The organism is Mucilaginibacter aquariorum (assembly GCF_024498135.1).
In the GTDB taxonomy this organism is placed as follows: Bacteria; Bacteroidota; Bacteroidia; order Sphingobacteriales; family Sphingobacteriaceae; genus Mucilaginibacter; species Mucilaginibacter aquariorum.
On the sequence record NZ_JANHOH010000008.1, the window covers coordinates 147,328 to 165,447 of the forward strand.

At 41.8% G+C, this 18,120-nt stretch carries 9 protein-coding genes; all 9 read left to right on the forward strand.

From position 1 onward, the window contains the following. Window positions 1-21 precede the first annotated feature (21 nt). The 9 genes from NPE20_RS21585 (at window position 22) to NPE20_RS21625 (ending at window position 17,880) form a co-directional block, all read left to right on the forward strand. Complete coding sequence (locus NPE20_RS21585) at window positions 22-1,923, forward strand: RagB/SusD family nutrient uptake outer membrane protein (protein WP_256540783.1); 1,902 nt, start codon at window positions 22-24, stop codon at window positions 1,921-1,923. 19 nt (window positions 1,924-1,942) lie between these two features. Then, window positions 1,943-2,641, forward strand: a complete 699-nt coding sequence (locus NPE20_RS21590; RefSeq protein ID WP_256540784.1) for a DUF3823 domain-containing protein — start codon at window positions 1,943-1,945, stop codon at window positions 2,639-2,641. Window positions 2,642-2,691: 50 nt separating this feature from the next. After that, complete coding sequence (locus NPE20_RS21595; RefSeq protein WP_256540785.1) at window positions 2,692-4,530, forward strand: glycoside hydrolase family 2 protein; 1,839 nt, start codon at window positions 2,692-2,694, stop codon at window positions 4,528-4,530. 11 nt (window positions 4,531-4,541) lie between these two features. Further along, window positions 4,542-6,605, forward strand: coding sequence for a beta-L-arabinofuranosidase domain-containing protein (locus tag NPE20_RS21600; protein ID WP_256540786.1), 2,064 nt, complete (start codon window positions 4,542-4,544; stop codon window positions 6,603-6,605). 509 nt (window positions 6,606-7,114) lie between these two features. After that, entirely contained in the window at window positions 7,115-8,599 is a 1,485-nt protein-coding gene (locus NPE20_RS21605; protein WP_256540787.1) for an AGE family epimerase/isomerase, read from the forward strand. A gap of 33 nt (window positions 8,600-8,632) precedes the next feature. After that, the gene (locus NPE20_RS21610) at window positions 8,633-11,143 is read left to right on the forward strand and encodes a glycoside hydrolase family 9 protein (protein ID WP_256540788.1); all 2,511 of its coding nucleotides are present in this window, start codon (window positions 8,633-8,635) and stop codon (window positions 11,141-11,143) included. An 18-nt stretch (window positions 11,144-11,161) separates the two neighbouring features. Further along, window positions 11,162-12,154 carry a glycosyl hydrolase gene (locus NPE20_RS21615; RefSeq protein ID WP_256540789.1) on the forward strand — a complete coding sequence of 331 codons (993 nt, stop codon included), beginning with the start codon at window positions 11,162-11,164 and terminating at the stop codon, window positions 12,152-12,154. Between the two features lie 130 nt (window positions 12,155-12,284). Then, complete coding sequence (locus NPE20_RS21620) at window positions 12,285-13,538, forward strand: MFS transporter (RefSeq protein WP_256540790.1); 1,254 nt, start codon at window positions 12,285-12,287, stop codon at window positions 13,536-13,538. A 169-nt stretch (window positions 13,539-13,707) separates the two neighbouring features. After that, entirely contained in the window at window positions 13,708-17,880 is a 4,173-nt protein-coding gene (locus NPE20_RS21625) for a hybrid sensor histidine kinase/response regulator transcription factor (protein ID WP_256540791.1), read from the forward strand. The last annotated feature ends 240 nt before the right edge of the window (window positions 17,881-18,120 follow it).

The following is an 18,120-nucleotide window of genomic DNA, read 5'->3' on the forward strand; positions in this document are numbered from 1 at the left end:
TAACCCTTAAGTTTAAATTCTATGAAAAAGATATTTTTAATAACGATAGTTGCCGGTTTGTTTATTACAGAATCGTGCAGAAAAGATAGTGATTTTTTAGATGTACCACCAAAACAGGTACTGCCCACAGAGCTTGCATTTTCAGATCCGGCATTGGTGCTTTCCATCTTAGGGGATCTTTATAACCGAACTGTAGATTTTTCGGGGCTTGATAATGGGTGGGCATCATTTGTTGATTTTAGTGAGGCATTCCCCTCAGAAAACGGAAGCTACTTTTTTGTACAAAGAACTGGCTGGGGTTTTGGCGAATGGTCAAGCTGGGATTACACCTACATCCGCGACCTGAATTTATTTATACAGCGCGCTACCGCTGCTACTAAGCTTGCTGATGCTGATAAGAAACGTTTTATAGCAGAAGCCCGGTTTTTAAGAGCCAATTATTATTTTGAGCTGGTTAAAAGAATGGGTGGTGTACCTTTAATTACCGAGCCATTAGAATATGATTATTCGGGTAATGTAACGTCGTTGCAAAAACCACGCGCTAAAGAGTCTGAGATATATGACTTTGTTATCAGCGAAGCCGAGGCCATTAAAGGCGATCTTCCTAATGATGTCAACACAAAATCAAGGGCAACCACAGGGGCGGCATTAGCCATGGAAGCAAGGGCTGCATTATATGCAGGTTCTATTGCTAAATATGGTGTAACCACACCACAGGTATCCTTACCCGGTAACGAGGTTGGTATACCATCGGCCCTTGCTGCGGGTTATTATACAAAAGCTTTAACCGCGGCACAGGTTATAATCACTCAAACAGCGGGTAGTTACCAATTGTATAGGGTACTGCCAGATCTGAGCGATAATTTTGCAGCCGTGTTTTTGGATAAAAGTACCGTAAATCAGGAGGCTATTTTTATTGAAGACTTTAAAGCTAATGCGGGTAAAACACATGGTTTTACTACTAATGATCAACCGTTTTCTATATCAGACGAAGGTTTGGATGCAGGGCGTCTTAACCCATCGTTAAACTTAGTTGAAGCGTTTGAAAAACTGGATAATACTTATGCGCCTATCCCAACTAAAGATGCATCCGGCAACCCTATTTATTATACCAATCAGCTTGATATATTTGCCGGCAGAGATGCCCGGTTGGCTGGTACGGTGTTGTTACCAAATGGCTTATTTAAGGGCAAAAGAACCGATGTTTGGGCCGGTTATCAATTAGCAGACGGAAGTATACTTACCAGCAATGATGCCGGAAATTTAAAACCATTACCAGGCACAACAACCCCGGTACAGGTAACCGGGAAAGATGGCGTAATTAACGGGCAGGAATTTAGGACACAAACAGGCTTCTATATCCGTAAATACCTTGATCCAACAGTAGGTTCGGGCCGTAGGGGCAGGGGCAGTGATGTGGCATTTATTCGCTATCGTTATGCAGAGGTATTACTTAATGCAGCAGAAGCAGCCTTTGAACTTGGGCAAACCGGTATTGCGATTGGGTATATAAACCAGGTGCGTGCACGTGCAGGCCTTGTAACCCCGTTAACCGCAGGAGATTTAACGTTTGACAGGATCGTTCATGAACGCCGTGTAGAGCTTGCCTTTGAAGGCCATACTTTATTTGATATGAAACGCTGGAGGCTGGCGCACGTTGTATGGGATGGTAATCAAATGTCGGTTACAGATTTAGTTAGCAACATTGGCAACGCCCGCAAAAGAAACACGCAACCTTATGGCTTATGGCCTTATAAATACTATAATCCGGGTAGTCCTAACAACAACAAGTGGTTATTTAAAGAGGTGTTGCCTTCGCCGGTAACAGGTGCCAACCGTTTCCAGCTGGGCAATTATTATTCGCAAATTGGGAACGATATATTATCCGCAAATCCTCTTATTGTAAAACAACCTAATCAATAGTAAAATTTAAAACATGACCATGAAAATTAAATTTCATCATATAATATTAGTAATACTACTTGCGGCCACGGGTTGCAAGAAAGATAATTACGATGCCCCGGCTCAAAAGTTTAGCGGGCGGTTAATTTACAATGGCGAAGCTATAAATTTAGAGTATAACCAGGTGCCGTTTGAGATCTATCAGCCCGGGTTTGGTAAGGTTGGCCCAATTAACGGAACTTTTGACCAGGAGGGTAACTTTTCAACATTGCTTTTCAACGGCAACTATAAATTTACCATTCCGCCAAATCAGGGGCCTTTCAGATGGAAAGAGATAAGTGCAGGCAAAAGAGATACTTTGGCGGTTACTATAAGCGGAGCCCAAAATATGGATATTGAAGTACAGCCATATTATATGCTACGCAACGTATCTATTACGGCCGCTGCTGGTAAAGTAACGGGGGTATTTGATATAGAAAAAATAATTACTGATGCTGATGCTAAGAATATCGAAAGAGTAAGCTTATATATCAATAAAACACAATTTGTATCTGGCGCTGATCAAATTGCCGTAACTGACCTTGCCGGTTCAGCCATTTTAAGCCCTAATAATATTTCTATGTCAGTAGATATCCCTGCAATATCGCCCACGCAAAATTATGTTTTTGCCCGCGTGGGTATTAAAATAGATGGTGTGGAGGATATGATATTTTCGCCACTAACAAAAATTACTTACTAATAACAGGGGCCATAACCATGGCCCCATTTCATCACTCTTATACGCTATAAATGAAAAGACTTAGTTTAGGCCTTTCCCTATTGTTTTTTGCCCTAACCGTAAATGCACAGCAAAGCGATTGGCATTTAATAAAAACCAGAATTACCACCCCCTGGGCCGAAAAAATTAACCCTAAAGCTCCGCTGCCCGAATACCCGCGCCCACAAATGGTTAGGGGTAACTGGCAAAATTTAAATGGTTTATGGAATTACGCCATAGTTCCGAAAGAACAGAAGGAACCGGCTACTTATACGGGAAAGATATTAGTGCCCTTCGCTGTTGAATCGGCCATTTCTGGTGTGGGTAAAACCGTAGGGAAGGACAGTCTGTTGTTTTATAAAACTACTATCAGCCTAAATAAAGACCTTAAAGGAAAGGATGTATTGTTACATTTTGGCGCTGTAGACTGGCGTGCCGAAGTTTTTGTGAACGGTAAAAGCGCCGGTATACACGAAGGTGGGTTTGATCCTTTTTCGTTCAATATCACCCCTTATTTAAAAAGCGGAAGTAAACAAGAAATTAAAGTAAGCGTTTGGGACCCAACAGATGACGGCCCTCAGCCACGCGGTAAGCAGGTTAAGAAGCCTGAAGGCATATGGTATACGCCTGTAACCGGCATATGGCAAACGGTTTGGTTGGAAGGTGTAGCTAAAACCCATATCCAGGCCACTAAACAAACGCCTAATATTGACGATAAAACACTTACTATATCGGCAGAGGTTGCCAACGGCCAACCCGGCGACAAATTAAAAATAACTGCATTTGATGGCAAAACGGTTGTTGATGAAAAAATTGTTGACGCAAATGCTACGGCAGTATTAAATATTAAAGATCAAAAACTGTGGTCCACTACCGATCCTTTTCTATACGATTTAAAGGTGGCCGTTATCCGCAACAATAAAACGGTTGACGAGGTAAAAAGCTATTTTGCTATGCGCAAGATATCACTTGGGCCTGATGCTCATGGCATTCAGCGCATGCTGCTTAATGATAAGTTTGTATTCCAATATGGCCCGCTTGATCAGGGTTGGTGGCCCGATGGTTTGTACACCCCGCCAACCGAAGAGGCAATGATCTATGATATTGATCAGTTAAAAGCGATGGGTTTTAATATGATCCGCAAGCACATCAAAGTTGAATCGGCACGTTATTATACTTACTGTGATAAAATGGGCATGTTGCTTTGGCAGGATATGCCGAGTGGCGACCTAGGTAACGGTTGGGAGAACCGCCCTGGTGTGTTAGACAGGGCAACAGATAAGGCCCGTACGCCCGAATCTGAGGGTTATTACCGTAAAGAATGGAGTGCTATCATGAAAGCATTGCACAACTATCCCTGCATTGTGGTTTGGACGCCATTTAACGAAGCATGGGGCCAGTTTAAAACGGTAGAGATCTCTGAATGGACCATGAAGAATGACCCATCGCGATTGGTTAATAGTGCCAGCGGAGGTAACTTTTATACAACCGGCCATATTGTAGACCTGCACAATTATCCAAACCCCGCTATGCCCCGCCCGGATCTTTTTGGTAAGAACACAGCGGTAGTATTGGGCGAGTTTGGTGGCTTGGGCTGGCCGGTTGAAGGCCATAACTGGCAGTCCAATAAAAATTGGGGTTATCAAAATTTTAAAAATGGCGACGATATCCTTAAAAAATATATCACTTTTACCAACAGGTTGCAGGAGCTGATCAGGGAGGGCCTTTCGGCGGCTGTTTATACACAAACTACCGATGTGGAAGGTGAGGTAAATGGCTTTATAACCTACGACCGAAAGTTTATAAAGATGCCTGTAGATAAATTACATCAGGAACACATAAAATTGTATGATCCGGCGTTAGCAAAATAAAACACTATTGAATGAAATACTTAAATAGCATTGGCAAACTTGTTTGTTTATCAATCATACTAAACTGGGCCGGGATGGAAGCATCGTCGGCCCAGGCAATTAAAGCCACGGTGCTTAAAAAGATAGATAATGGTCAAATAAATGCCCATTATGTAAGTAACCGTGCACCCCTGCAAAAAGCATACTTTGTTAAATTGCCCGTGGGTAGTATTAAAGCGGGCGGGTGGTTGAAAAAAGCATTAGAACTACAGCGCGATGGCCTTACAGGCAACCTTGGGGAAATTAGTATCTGGCTATCAAAAACTAACAACTCCTGGCTTAATAAAGAGGGCAAAGGCGAATATGGTTGGGAAGAGCTGCCTTACTGGCTTAAGGGATATGCCAACATTGGCTATATGCTTGGCGATAAAAAGATGATCGGCGAGGCAAAGTTTTGGATCGACGCCGTGCTAAATAATCAGCGGGATAACGGCGACTTTGGCCCTGCTGTTGAACGTAAAGGCAACCGCGACCTTTGGACTAATATGCCAATGCTTTGGTGCTTGCAGTCGTACTACGAGTACAGTAAAGATCCGCGTGTAATTCCATTCATGACAAAATACTTCAGGTACCAGCTATCGCTGCCCGATAATAAACTATTGGAAGATTATTGGGAGAATAGCCGTGGCGGCGACAATATCGCAAGTGTTTATTGGCTTTATAATCGTACCGGTGATAAGTTTTTGCTTGAACTGGCTACCAAGCTGGACCAAAACACCGCCAACTGGCGCCAGGGCAATAATCTGCCCAACTGGCATAATGTAAACGTTGCACAGTGCTTTAGAGAACCGGCCACCTTTTATCTGCAAAGTCATAAACCGCAGGACCTGGCTGCAACGTATAACGATTTTGAGTTGATCCGTAACGTTTATGGGCAGGTGCCCGGTGGCATGTTTGGGGCTGATGAAAATGCCCGTAAAGGGTATGATGACCCTCGCCAGGCGGTAGAAACTTGTGGCATGGTAGAACAAATGACATCAAACCAGATGTTGCTTGGCATTACCGGCGACCGCTTTTGGGCAGAGAATTGCGAGGATGTGGCCTTCAATACGTTTTCTGCGGCCTTTATGCCCGATTATAGGTCGTTACGTTATTTAACAGCACCAAATATGGTTATCAGCGATGGCAAAAATCATAACCCGGGCATTGATAACAGCGGGCCATTTTTAATGATGAACCCTTTTAGCAGTCGTTGCTGCCAGCATAACCACGCCGCTGGTTGGGTTTATTATGCAGAGAATAGCTGGATGGGCACACCGGATAATGGTTTAGTAGCACAGCTTTATACCGAAGGGCAGGTTAACGCCAAGGTTGGCAGTGGTACAAAAGTTACCATAACCGAAACCACTAAATATCCCTTTAAAGATCAGGTAAATTTTACGGTGAATGCTGCTAAATCAGTTTCGTTTCCACTATATCTGCGCATACCGGCGTGGTGCAAAAATGCATCTGTCAAAATAAACGGTGTTCCGGTAAAGGTGAACAGTTCAACCGGCGAATATATACGACTGACCAAAACCTGGAAAAATGGCGACAAGGTGACGTTGCATTTACCTATGCAATTAAAGGTTAGGCAGTGGGCGAAAAATAAAAACAGTGTGAGCGTAAATTATGGCCCTTTAACTTATTCTTTAAAGATCGACGAAAGATATATTAAGGAAGATAGTAAGAAAACGGCTATCGGCGATTCCCGCTGGCAGGCCGGTGCTGATCCGGAAAAATGGCCGTCGTATGAGATACATCCTGCATCGGCCTGGAATTATGGGTTGATCGTAGATGAAAAACATCCCGAAAACTCCTTCAAGATCATACACCGCGAATGGCCTAAGGATGATAATCCTTTCACTAATAACGGCGCACCGATACATCTGATCGCCAAAGGCAAAGCGATTCCCGGATGGACGGTAGACCAGTACGGTTTGTGCAGTGTATTACCACAAAGCCCGGTTAAAAATACCGAGCCGGTAAAACAGCTAACATTGGTGCCAATGGGCGGTGCAAGATTAAGGATCTCATCGTTCCCGGTAATACAATAAAGATCAACATCTATCCATGCTGTGGAACTGGAATTTGATGGCAATACATTGCTTTGCGACCGCGACAAACCTTTTAATTTCTATTTAAAAACCGATCAATGGTGATGCGTAAAGGGCATTGTCATTGATCGGTTTCATGTGTCTATCTTCATCTCAATAATAGCCAATTCTGGCTATTAACATTTGTGCTATAAACTTTAACATCTGTGGTATAATGGCTGGTAGGTCAATTAATAGATTTACCAGATTGTGTTAAACCAATAACCCTAAGTGTTTCTTCTGATTTTTTAATTAAAGACCTGTTAGTTGAACCGGTCATGATCAAACCTATGACGAACTATTTTATTTTGTATTTGAACCGGATAAATAGATATGACAACTTGTATTTGGCCAGGTTGTATCAATGGTTAAAGATATTGTCTATTACCAGCGTGCCACTTGCGCTATGCAATCCTAATTTAGCTTATGCACAGGGCCGGTTAAAAATTGCCAGCCAAATGCAAGCGTCAATGACCGATAAACTTTTAAAGCAATGGTACCCGCGTTCGATAGATAGTGTGGATGGTGGTTTCTTAAGTGCGTTCAGTTACGATTTTAAACCGGTTGGCAATCAGGATAAGATGATTGTTACCCAGGCCCGGCATGTATGGAGCAACGCTAAAGCTGCGCAGCTTTTTCCGGATGTTAAATATTACGCCGATGGTGCCAGACAAGGGTATTTGTTTTTGAAGAATGTTTTATGGGATAAGCAATACGGCGGCTTTTATACCTATACCGATAGGCAGGGTAATGTAAAGAAGAGCAACTTTGCACCAAAGGAAGCTTACGGCAATTCATTTGCCTTATATGCTATGGCAGCTTACTACCAGCAATCGGGCGATACAAGTGCTTTAAACCTTGCTAAGCAGGAATTTGCGTGGCTGGAACATCATAGCCACGACCCGGTTAATAAAGGATACTTTCAGCATATGGAGCGCGATGGCACACCTATAAAAAGGCCAGCAGGTATGAGCGTCAATGCGGAGCTGGGGTACAAAGATCAAAATACTTCCATCCACTTATTAGAAGCCTTTACCGAACTGTACCAGGTTTGGCCGGATGAGCTTTTGAAAACCCGTTTGCAGGAAATGCTGACCTTACTTACCAATACTATTATCAACAAAAAAGGGTACCTGCAGTTGTTCTTTCAGCCGGATTGGACGCCGGTATCTTTAAGGGACTCTTCAGAAATTGCAATAAATAAATATAAAAGTATCGACCACGTCTCTTTCGGGCACGATGTGGAAACGGCTTATCTGATGCTGGAAGCATCTAATGTGCTTGGCGTGAAAGATAACACGGCTATTTTAAAGCTTGGTAAAAAAATGGTAGATCATGCGCTGGATAATGGCTGGGATAACCAGGTTGGAGGCTTTTACGACGAAGGGTTTTATTATAAAGATAAACCTGGCATCAGCATTTTGACCGATACCAAAAACTGGTGGGCACAAGCGGAGGGATTAAATACACTGCTGATCATGAGCCATTATTACCCAAATGACCGGCACAAATATTACGGCAAGTTTTTAAAGTTGTGGAGCTATGTTCAAACTTATCTGATAGATGAGGAACACGGCGATTGGTACCAGGGCGGCCTTGATAAGCAGCCACAATATAAAACGGCGTTAAAAGGGCAGATCTGGAAAGGTACTTACCATACTTTACGGGCATTTATAAATTGTATAGCTCAGTTAGATCCCGATAAAATGCCACCGACTATACCCAAAAACCTCAAAAGAAAAACTGAACAGGGTATAATTACGCTGAGCTGGAACAAATCAACCGACAATAACAAGATACTGGGATATAATATCTACAATGGCAATAAACGAGTAGCCTTTACGCCGCTATCTCAAATAGAGATCAAAGTATCAGACCTGAGATCAATTTCAAATTTATCCCTGGATGTTGTAGATCTGCAGGGTAACAGATCGGCAAGGGGCCGGTTTAATTAGGTCACACGTTTTTAATAGATAACCATGATAAACATGTACAATAAAAAGGTATTAGTAGTTGCCTGCTTTTTAATGGCGGCAATGGCTGCAAATGTTACAGTAGTTAAAGCTCAGACTAAGAAAGCTGCCGGGCAAATGATTCTGAACAAACTGGAATACCTGGAATATCAAGGCGTAAACGTAATGCTTGCGCACGATTTTTATCCAGAGGGGCACCAAGGTGGTGTGGGGATTATTCAAAACGGGCAGCGTGTGGCTACCAATGGTGATCTTAGATTGGAACCAACCCCGGGGCAATGGTCGCCTATCCCTAAAGTGGGGAAACGGGTTATTGATAAAGCCAAAAGCGAGGTAAGTGTCCGTATGGAATACCCTAACCCCGAGATGGATCGCAAAGGGTTCAATCCAATAATTTATCCAGATCTTAAATTTGCCTATAACATCCGCGTGCTGCCGGTAGGTAAATCCTTTAAAATAATTATTGACCTTGATAAGCCTTTACCCGACGAGTGGATAGGGAGGGTAGGGTTTAATATCGAACTTTTCCCGGGCATACTCTATGGTAAATCCTATTACATGGATAAGCAGTTTGGCATATTTACGCCACAAGCCAATGGGCAAATGTATAAAAGCCCTTATGGTGAAAATGAAGTAATGCCATTGGCTACAGGTAAAAAATTGACTGTAGCGCCCGAAGCCGACGGACAGCGGATGATCATTGAGAATTTAAAAGACAGTAATCTGCAACTGCTGGATGGTCGGGCTAAGCATAACAACGGCTGGTTTGTGGTGCGCTCTTTAATTGCAAAAGGCGCCACAAAAAACGCGATAGAGTGGCTGGTTACGCCATATGCCATTGAAGGTTGGCAGTCGGCCCCTGTAGTACAAGTATCACAGGTAGGTTATCACCCCGCGCAACAAAAAATTGCCGTTATAGAACTTGATCGTAACGACAAAAGGCGGCTGTCCGTTTCATTAATGCGTGTAGCTGAAAACGGCGGGTTAGAGACGGCTTTAAGAGCAGCCCCAACCGAATGGGGCGATTTTTTAAGATATCATTACCTGCAACTCGATTTTACAAAGATCACAAAACCGGGCATGTATGTGGTAAAATACGGCGCTTATCAAACCGAGCCATTTCAGATAAGTAAAGATGTTTTTAAGAACGATGTTTGGCAGCCAACGTTAGAATATTTTATGCCTGCCCAAATGTGCCATATGCGTATCAACGATAAATACCGGGTATGGCATGGCTTATGTCACATGGACGATGCCCGTATGGCGCCTATTGATTCTAATCACTTTGATGGTTACATATCGGGGCATGATACGTTTACTAAGTTCAAACCCGGCGATAATGTCCCTTTTTTAAACCGCGGTGCCTGGCATGATGCAGGCGATTTTGACTTGCGGGTAGAATCGCAGGCCGAGACGGTGCACGGGCTAACATTAGCTTACGAACAATTTGGCTCTAAGTATGATAACACTACTATCGATCAAAAAAGTCACCTGGTAGAGATCCAACAACCGGATGGGAAGCCCGATCTGTTGCAGCAGATAGAACATGGCTTATTGTCGATAACAGGAGGCTACCAGGCCATGGGCAGGTTTTACCGCGGCGTAATTGAACCAACTATAAGGCAGTATGTGCTATTAGGCGATGCCGCGAACATTACCGATAATAAACCTTTTGTTACCAACGCGGTTAATACCGACCCGATATTAAACCAGCCCGCCCCGGCAGATGATCGTTGGGTATTTACGGAGGATAACCCGTCGCGCAGTTTGCAAACGGCTGCTGCTTTAGCTGCCGCCAGCCGCGTAATGAAGGGCTATAACGATACCCTTTCGGCACAGTGTCTGCAAATTGCTAAACAGGTATGGCAAAATAATAAGGATTTTAAACCCATGCAGAAGGTGGCCTTAGCTACAGAGTTATTTATCACCACGAAAGATAAGGAATATGCAGATTTTTTAGTTGCCAATACAGCAGGAATTGCAGCAGGCATTGAATACAATGGCTGGCTGGTTAGCCGTACAATGGGTTTAATAGATAATAAAGAATACAAGGATAAAATTACCGATGCGGTTAAAAAGCTTTACGTGAAAATACAACAGCAAGGCAGTAAAACACCTTATGGCGTACCCTACGAGCCAAGTATTTGGGGCGCCGGTTGGGGGATACAAAATTTTGGTTACAGGCAGTACTTTTTATATGCCAACTTCCCCGATATTTTTACTGATGATTATATGCTCCATGCCATCAATTTTGTGTTGGGCTGTCATCCGGGGTCTAATACATCATCCTTTGCATCGGGTGTTGGTGCCAGATCAATGACCACGGCTTACGGCTTTAACCGGGCCGATCTGTCATACATTCCCGGTGGTATCACATCCGGTACAGCTTTGATCCGGCCAGATTTTCCGGAACTTCTAAACTGGCCATACTTGTGGCAACAGGGCGAATACGTGCTGGGGGGCGGTACATCAGATTACCTTTTCCTGGTAATGGCGGCCGACCATGTGTTAAATAAAAAGAACTAACCAGATAAACATAAACTTATGAGACTTTATATCCTATTGGTTTTTATGCTGTTTAGCATTTGCGGCTATTCACAGCAACAGTTTGCCCCTGTAAATCCAAATACATCGGCAGAAGCAAGTCAGCTACTGTCCTACATCTACAGTATCAAAGGCAAACAGATCATTTCGGGTCAGCATAGTTATCCTTATCAACCTAACAGGCATATAGATAGCGTGAAAGCTATCACCGGTAAAGAGCCGGCGCTTTGGGGGAATGATTTTATCTGGAGCGGCACGCAGGATAAAGGACAAGACATTGTAAATGAAGCGATAAAAAAATATAAAGAGGGTAGTATTATTTGCCTGATGTGGCACCAGGGAAGACCGATTGACAACCCGCCCTATGGTTGGAAAGAGAGCGTACAGGCAAAACTAACCGATGAGCAATGGAACGAATTGGTAACGCCAAACACCGAACTAAATAAAAGGTGGCTTAAACAGATCGATCAGGTAGCTGTGTGGTTAAAGCAATTGCAGGATGCAAAAGTGCCCGTGTTGTGGCGGCCATATCATGAAATGAACGGCGTTTGGTTTTGGTGGGGAAATAAAAGGGGCAAAAATGGTTTATCAAAATTATGGAGGATGATGTATGATCGTTATACCAATTACCATAAACTAAATAACTTGATATGGGTTTGGGGAGCCAACGGTCCGCGGGATTTGCCAGAGGACGAAGCTTTCGCCTATAAATATTTTTACCCGGGCGCTAACTATGTTGATATTTTAGGTACCGATATATATAATGCCGATTACGAACAGAAAGACTATAACGAGTTATTGGCTTTAGCCAAAGGTAAACCCATTGCATTGACCGAAGTTGGAGAATTACCTAAGCCGGTTATCTTAAAATATCAGCCGGAATGGGTGTGGTTTATGGTTTGGGGCGATTGGCTGTGGACGCATAACCCGCGTAGTTTGGTGAAAGAAATATATGCACGGCCCGAAACCATCAACCTTGGCGATAAAAAGTAATTGTGGCTGATGAGTATTTATTAATGAACTTATTGACAATTAATATATTGCCAAATATTATTAGTTTTAGAAAACCAATTTAGGTAGCCTGCTGCCTTGCTAAATTATAAACCCTTTAACCTGATTAATTATGATCACTATTGAACGTAACAAACTTTTTTGGGCAAGCTGCCTGGCTTTGATGGTAACCGCACTATCATTTGGCATTAGGGCCGGTATAATGAATAAGTTAGGCACCAACTTTAATTTAACAACCGAACAGTTGGGCGTTATTACAGCGGCTGCGTTTTGGGGATTCCCGCTGGCTATTATTGTTGGCGGTTTTATAGTGGATATTATCGGCATGAAAAAACTGCTTGTAATGGCATTTGTATTTCATTTGGCCGGTATATGCCTAACCGTTTTTGCCACAGGTTACTGGACGTTGTTTATCTCCACTTTGCTTATAGGTATCGCAAATGGCACCGTCGAGGCGGCATGTAACCCCTTGGTAGCATCTTTATTTACTGATAATAAAACCACCAAACTAAACCATTTCCACCTGTGGTTTCCTGGCGGGATAGTAATTGGAACTTTGCTGGTGCTGGCATTAAATTATATTAATATTGGATGGCAGGTACAAGTTGCGGTAATGATAATACCCACACTTATCTATGGTTACTTATTTTACATTTTAGATTTCCCGGTTACCGAACGTGTTGCATCCGGTTATTCAGCCGGCGATATGTATAAGGCAACATTATCTCCTTTATTTGTTTTTATGTTCATCTGTATGTTTGGTACAGCGGTTACCGAGCTGTTTACCGGGCAATGGATAGATGTGCTTTTAAAGAATGTAACCACTAACCCCATATTAATTTTAACACTCACAACCGGCGTTATGGTAATTGGGCGGGGTTTTGCAGGCCCTATAGTTCACCGATTTTCCCCACAGGGAGTTTTGTTGATGTCGGCAGTAGTTGCTGCAATAGGGTTATACTTGTTAAGTACTTTAACCGGTAATTCCATATTTTTTGCAGCGTTGGTTTTTGGGGTGGGGGTATGTTATTTTTGGCCTACCATGATAGGTTTTGTTGCAGAATACATACCCAAATCTGGCGCGCTTGGGTTAAATCTTATAGGTGGCGCGGGTATGTTTGCCGTTTCGGTTTACAGTATTTTTATGGGTAAACATTACGATGAATTAGTGTTAAAATATTTACCTGCCGGTAACCAGGCATCAGATGAAGCGCTTAACAGTGCCAAAAGTTTGGCCGGGCCGGAAGTACTGCGGCTAACTTTAATTATACCAATTGTCTTAATCGTAGCCTTTACCGGGCTTAATATATACATCCGCTCAAAAAAAAGAAAACAAGCGCCTAATGTTAATATGGGGACTGTGTAAATAGCTTTATTACAGTTTATTAATCGTTGTTGATGGTTTAAAAAGATAGCGCTCTCTGCAAAGAGGCGCTATCTTTATTTTTAGTTATTTAGTGTAGTAATTACATTTATTATTACCTTTAGTTAACAGTCGATAGCTCCCTATAGTTGACTGTTGACCAATTATAACTATGCGTATAAAAATATATATATTATGTATATGGGCTTTTGCCATGCCTGCATATTTGCATGCGCAAAACAATAGTTATCAATTTTCTCATTTAGATATCACCAACGGCCTTTCTGATAACCAGGTTAACTGTATTTATAAGGATGAAAAAGGTTTTATGTGGTTTGGTACCACATCGGGCTTAAACCGGTACGATGGTAATAAGTTTAAAGTATTTAAACGCGATGTTAAAGACCCCAATTCACTTGCCGAGAACCACGTTATGCGTATTGCCGAAGGGCCGGGCAAAAAGTTATGGATCTTTACCCACAGTGATATTAGTATATATGACCCAACGGTAGAACGGTTTTCAAACAATATCGCTGCGGAGCTGTCGCATTATAAAATACCCGCCAACCCCATTACCCGTATTGAGAAGGATAAGCAGGGCGAATTTTGGTTTGCAACAAATAAAAAAGGCCTTTACCGCTATAGCCCTCAAACAGGCGGAACGGTTTTTTATAATGATTCGGGAAAATCGCCCGCAGTGCTGCATTCAAACCATGTAATAGATATGGTGGCTTCGCAGCCCAATTGTTTATGGCTTATTTACAATGATGGCATTATAGAGCAATTAGATACCAAGGCTAATAAAGTTTTGAAAAGGTATGATGGACTGGCTAAAGCCCTTGATACCAAACCCCGAAATTTTATCATGATAATGGATAACAAACAAAACCTGTGGGTATGTTCTGATGCCGGAACAATCGGAGTTTATTGTTATAAAACGTTAGATAATAAGCTTGTTCATTACAGCAAGGATACTCCTGAGGGCAGGCTCAATTCAAATGTGATAACCAGTATTATCCAAACAGATGATGACAAAATTTGGGTTGGATCAGATCATGGCGGCATTAATGTTATCGACCCTGTCACTAACAAGGTGTATTATATATTAAATAGAGCTGACGATGCCAAATCGTTAAGCGGTAACAGCATTTACCTTTACAAAGATAATACCGGAATTATTTGGGCGGGTACATTTAAGCAGGGGCTAAATTATTATCATCGGGGTATAATGCAGTTCCCACTTTATAAGCACCTTACCACCGATCCTAAAAGTTTGCCTTTTGAGGATATAAACAGCTTTGAAGAAGATGATAAGCAAAACTTATGGATAGGTACAAACGGTAACGGCCTTATTTATTTTAACAGGGCTACGAACGCCTATACCCAGTTTAAACATGATCCATCAAACCCCAACAGCATTACCAGTGATATAATTGTAAGATTATATATCGACAAGAAAAAACGACTTTGGATAGGTACCTATTTTGGTGGCTTAGATTGCTACGATGGCAAAACATTTACACACTATCGTCACAACAAGAAAGATCCGGGCAGTTTGACGGATGACCGTGTATATACCATCATGGAGGATGCCGCGGGCGAACTTTGGGTAGGCACATTTGCGGGCGGGTTTAACGTTTTCGATCCAAAAACAAATTCTTTCCGGCACCCTAAATATCCCGGTAATTCTGATTATACCTCTGTTATTTACGAGGACAGGCAGCAGAATAAGTGGGTAGGTAGAGACCGGGGAATAGATGTTATCCTAAAAGGATCAAATAAGGTGAAGCATTACTTATCAATACCTAAAAATGTTAACAGCCTTGTAGGTAACGATGTAAATACTATTACCCAGGATAGAAAGGGGCTAATATGGATAGGTACAAAAGATGGTTTAAGCATATTAAATACCAAAACAAATAGCTTCTTAAATATTGAAGAAGGGGTGAATTTGCCCGCAAATAATGTATCAAACATTATTGAGGATAATGCCGGCCGGATGTGGGTAAGTACCACTAACGGGCTTGCAAGTATAATGCTTACCGAAGCCGGAGGTAAGTACAAAGTGGATATAAATAATTATAATGAATTGGACGGGTTGCAGGGCAGGGCATTCAATTTATATGCCGCCAAACGGCTAAAAAGTGGCGAATTAGTGTTCGGTGGTATACATGGCTTTAATTTGTTCGACCCCATTGTATTAAACACATTTAAGCCTAAGCCCAGCCTTGTGTTTACCGATCTTAACTTATTTAACAAAAGCGTTGCAGTGGGCGATACCCTAAATGGCAAGGTAATTTTGACTAAAGCTCTTTCAGAAACTAAAGAAATTACCCTACAACACAACCAAAATGTCTTTGATATCGAGTTTGCTGCTTTCGACTATTTTAACCCCAATAAAATAAAATTTGAGTATAAACTTGAAGGATTTGATAAAGGCTGGATCACTGCAACAGGCAATAATCGTAAGGCTACTTATACCAACCTTGATGGTGGCGATTACACTTTTAAGGTACGCGCCCAGGGAACCAATAATGAAGGTGAAATTTCACTGAATATTAAAGTGCTGCCCCCATTTTTCAAGTCAACCTTTGCCTATATCAGTTATTTTGTATTGCTGCTTAGCGGGTTGTTCTATATACGCCACCGCGGTATCCAAAAGCTAAAACGCCAGTTTGAAAGCGCGCAGGCAAGCATTGAAGCCGAACGCAAAATAGCACAGGAGCGCGAGGAAGCGCGTAGGATGCACCAGCTCGACCTGATGAAGATAAAGTTCTTTACCAATGTAAGCCACGAGTTTCGTACACCGCTATCACTTATTTTATCGCCTATTGATAGTCTTATTAAAACCGTTGATAAGGCCGATCAGCAAAGCCAGCTTGCCACTATTAAAAGAAATGGCAAAAGGCTTTTAAACCTGGTAAACCAACTGCTCGATTTTAGAAAGATGGAGTATAATGAGTTAAAACTTAGTTTAAAGCAAGGTGATATAGTAAAGTTTATAAAAGAAGTTTCAGCATCGTTTATGGATGTTGCTCATCAAAAAAAGATCGAATTTTTGATAGAAAGCGAGGTGTATTCTTATGTTACTAATTTCGATCATGATAAAATAGAGCGGATATTATTTAACCTGCTTTCTAATGCATTCAAATTTACCCCCTCAGGCGGGCAAATAAGTGTGATGTTAAATTTATATCGTTGCGGTATAAATGAGGAAAAAAATAATCTCGAGATAAAGGTAATTGATACCGGTATTGGCATCGCGACAGAAAATCAGGGCAAAATATTTGACCGGTTTTTTCAGGATGATATGCCCGAAAGTCTTTTAAACCAGGGAAGCGGGATAGGCCTGTCTATAACCAAGGAGTTTGTTAAAATGCAGGGCGGTTCAATTGAACTGGAGAGTGAACTTAATTATGGAAGCTGTTTTACGGTAATATTACCGGTTGAGCAGCAGTGCGAGAAAAAAGAACTTGAGGTGATTGCAGAAACGGGCGCTGAGGCCCTTGTGCCTGCTACATCTAAAATGAACCCGGGCCTGGCAGGTGCAGGTAAAAAGGCTACTATTTTATTGATAGAAGATAATGATGACCTGCGGTTTTATTTGAAGGATAATTTAAAAAACAGTTTTCACATCATTGAGGCTGTTAATGGTAAGGATGGATGGCAAAAAGCGCTCTCGATGCATCCAAAACTTATAGTTAGCGATATAAGCATGCCCGAAATGAATGGGATAGAGCTGTGTAAAAAGATAAAATCGGATGCACGTACGGCCCAGATCCCGGTGATATTGTTAACCGCGCTTACTACCGAGGAAGACCAACTGGCCGGATTAGAAAGCGGAGCGAACGATTACATATTAAAACCGTTTAACTTCGAGATCCTGCTTTCTAAGATCCATAACTCCTTACAAATGCACCAAACCCTTAAAACTACTTATCAAAAGCAGATTGAGGTAAAGGCAGAGGATATTCATATTGTATCTGAGGATGAAAAGTTTTTAAAGAATGCATTTGAGTACATAGAACTTAATATAACCAAAATTAATTTCTCTGTTGAGGAACTAAGCAAACAACTTAACCTGAGCAGAGTATCGTTATACAAAAAACTACTCACACTTACAGGCAAAACCCCGGTAGATTGCATCCGAACAGTAAGATTAAAAAGAGCGGTGCAGTTGTTAGAAAAGAGCCAGTTAAGCATTGCCAATGTTGCTTACGAAGTTGGCTTTAATAACCCCACCTATTTTTCAAAAGTTTTTAAGGAAGAGTACGGTATACTGCCTTCTGAATATGTAAACCAACATCGCAAAAATAAAAAGGAGCCGTTAGAAACCATCCTTTAATTACTGCCAATTTATCCAATTTGCACCTCACTACAGGGTGCCTCCATCACTGCAAATAAGCTGTCTCCTATCACCATAAAAAATTAATAGTTTTTAAAGATGTTTTTCATTCTAATTATAATTATCTGAAAATAAGGCACTTATAACAGGTTAACATTTGTTACATAAACGTTAACATTTGTGGCATCCCTTCTAATTATACTCTTATATTTTTAGTTCGCATTAATCAGCAGATCCAAA

Bases quoted from the DNA above. Each gene is read 5' to 3' on its own strand.
- NPE20_RS21585 (WP_256540783.1), top strand. From the start codon at position 22: ATGAAAAAGATATTTTTAATAACGATAGTTGCCGGTTTGTTTATTACA.
- NPE20_RS21600 (WP_256540786.1), top strand. From the start codon at position 4,542: ATGAAATACTTAAATAGCATTGGCAAACTTGTTTGTTTATCAATCATA.
- NPE20_RS21590 (WP_256540784.1), top strand. From the start codon at position 1,943: ATGAAAATTAAATTTCATCATATAATATTAGTAATACTACTTGCGGCC.
- NPE20_RS21615 (WP_256540789.1), top strand. From the start codon at position 11,162: ATGAGACTTTATATCCTATTGGTTTTTATGCTGTTTAGCATTTGCGGC.
- NPE20_RS21620 (WP_256540790.1), top strand. From the start codon at position 12,285: ATGATCACTATTGAACGTAACAAACTTTTTTGGGCAAGCTGCCTGGCT.
- NPE20_RS21625 (WP_256540791.1), top strand. From the start codon at position 13,708: ATGCGTATAAAAATATATATATTATGTATATGGGCTTTTGCCATGCCT.
- NPE20_RS21595 (WP_256540785.1), top strand. From the start codon at position 2,692: ATGAAAAGACTTAGTTTAGGCCTTTCCCTATTGTTTTTTGCCCTAACC.
- NPE20_RS21605 (WP_256540787.1), top strand. From the start codon at position 7,115: ATGACCGATAAACTTTTAAAGCAATGGTACCCGCGTTCGATAGATAGT.
- NPE20_RS21610 (WP_256540788.1), top strand. From the start codon at position 8,633: ATGTACAATAAAAAGGTATTAGTAGTTGCCTGCTTTTTAATGGCGGCA.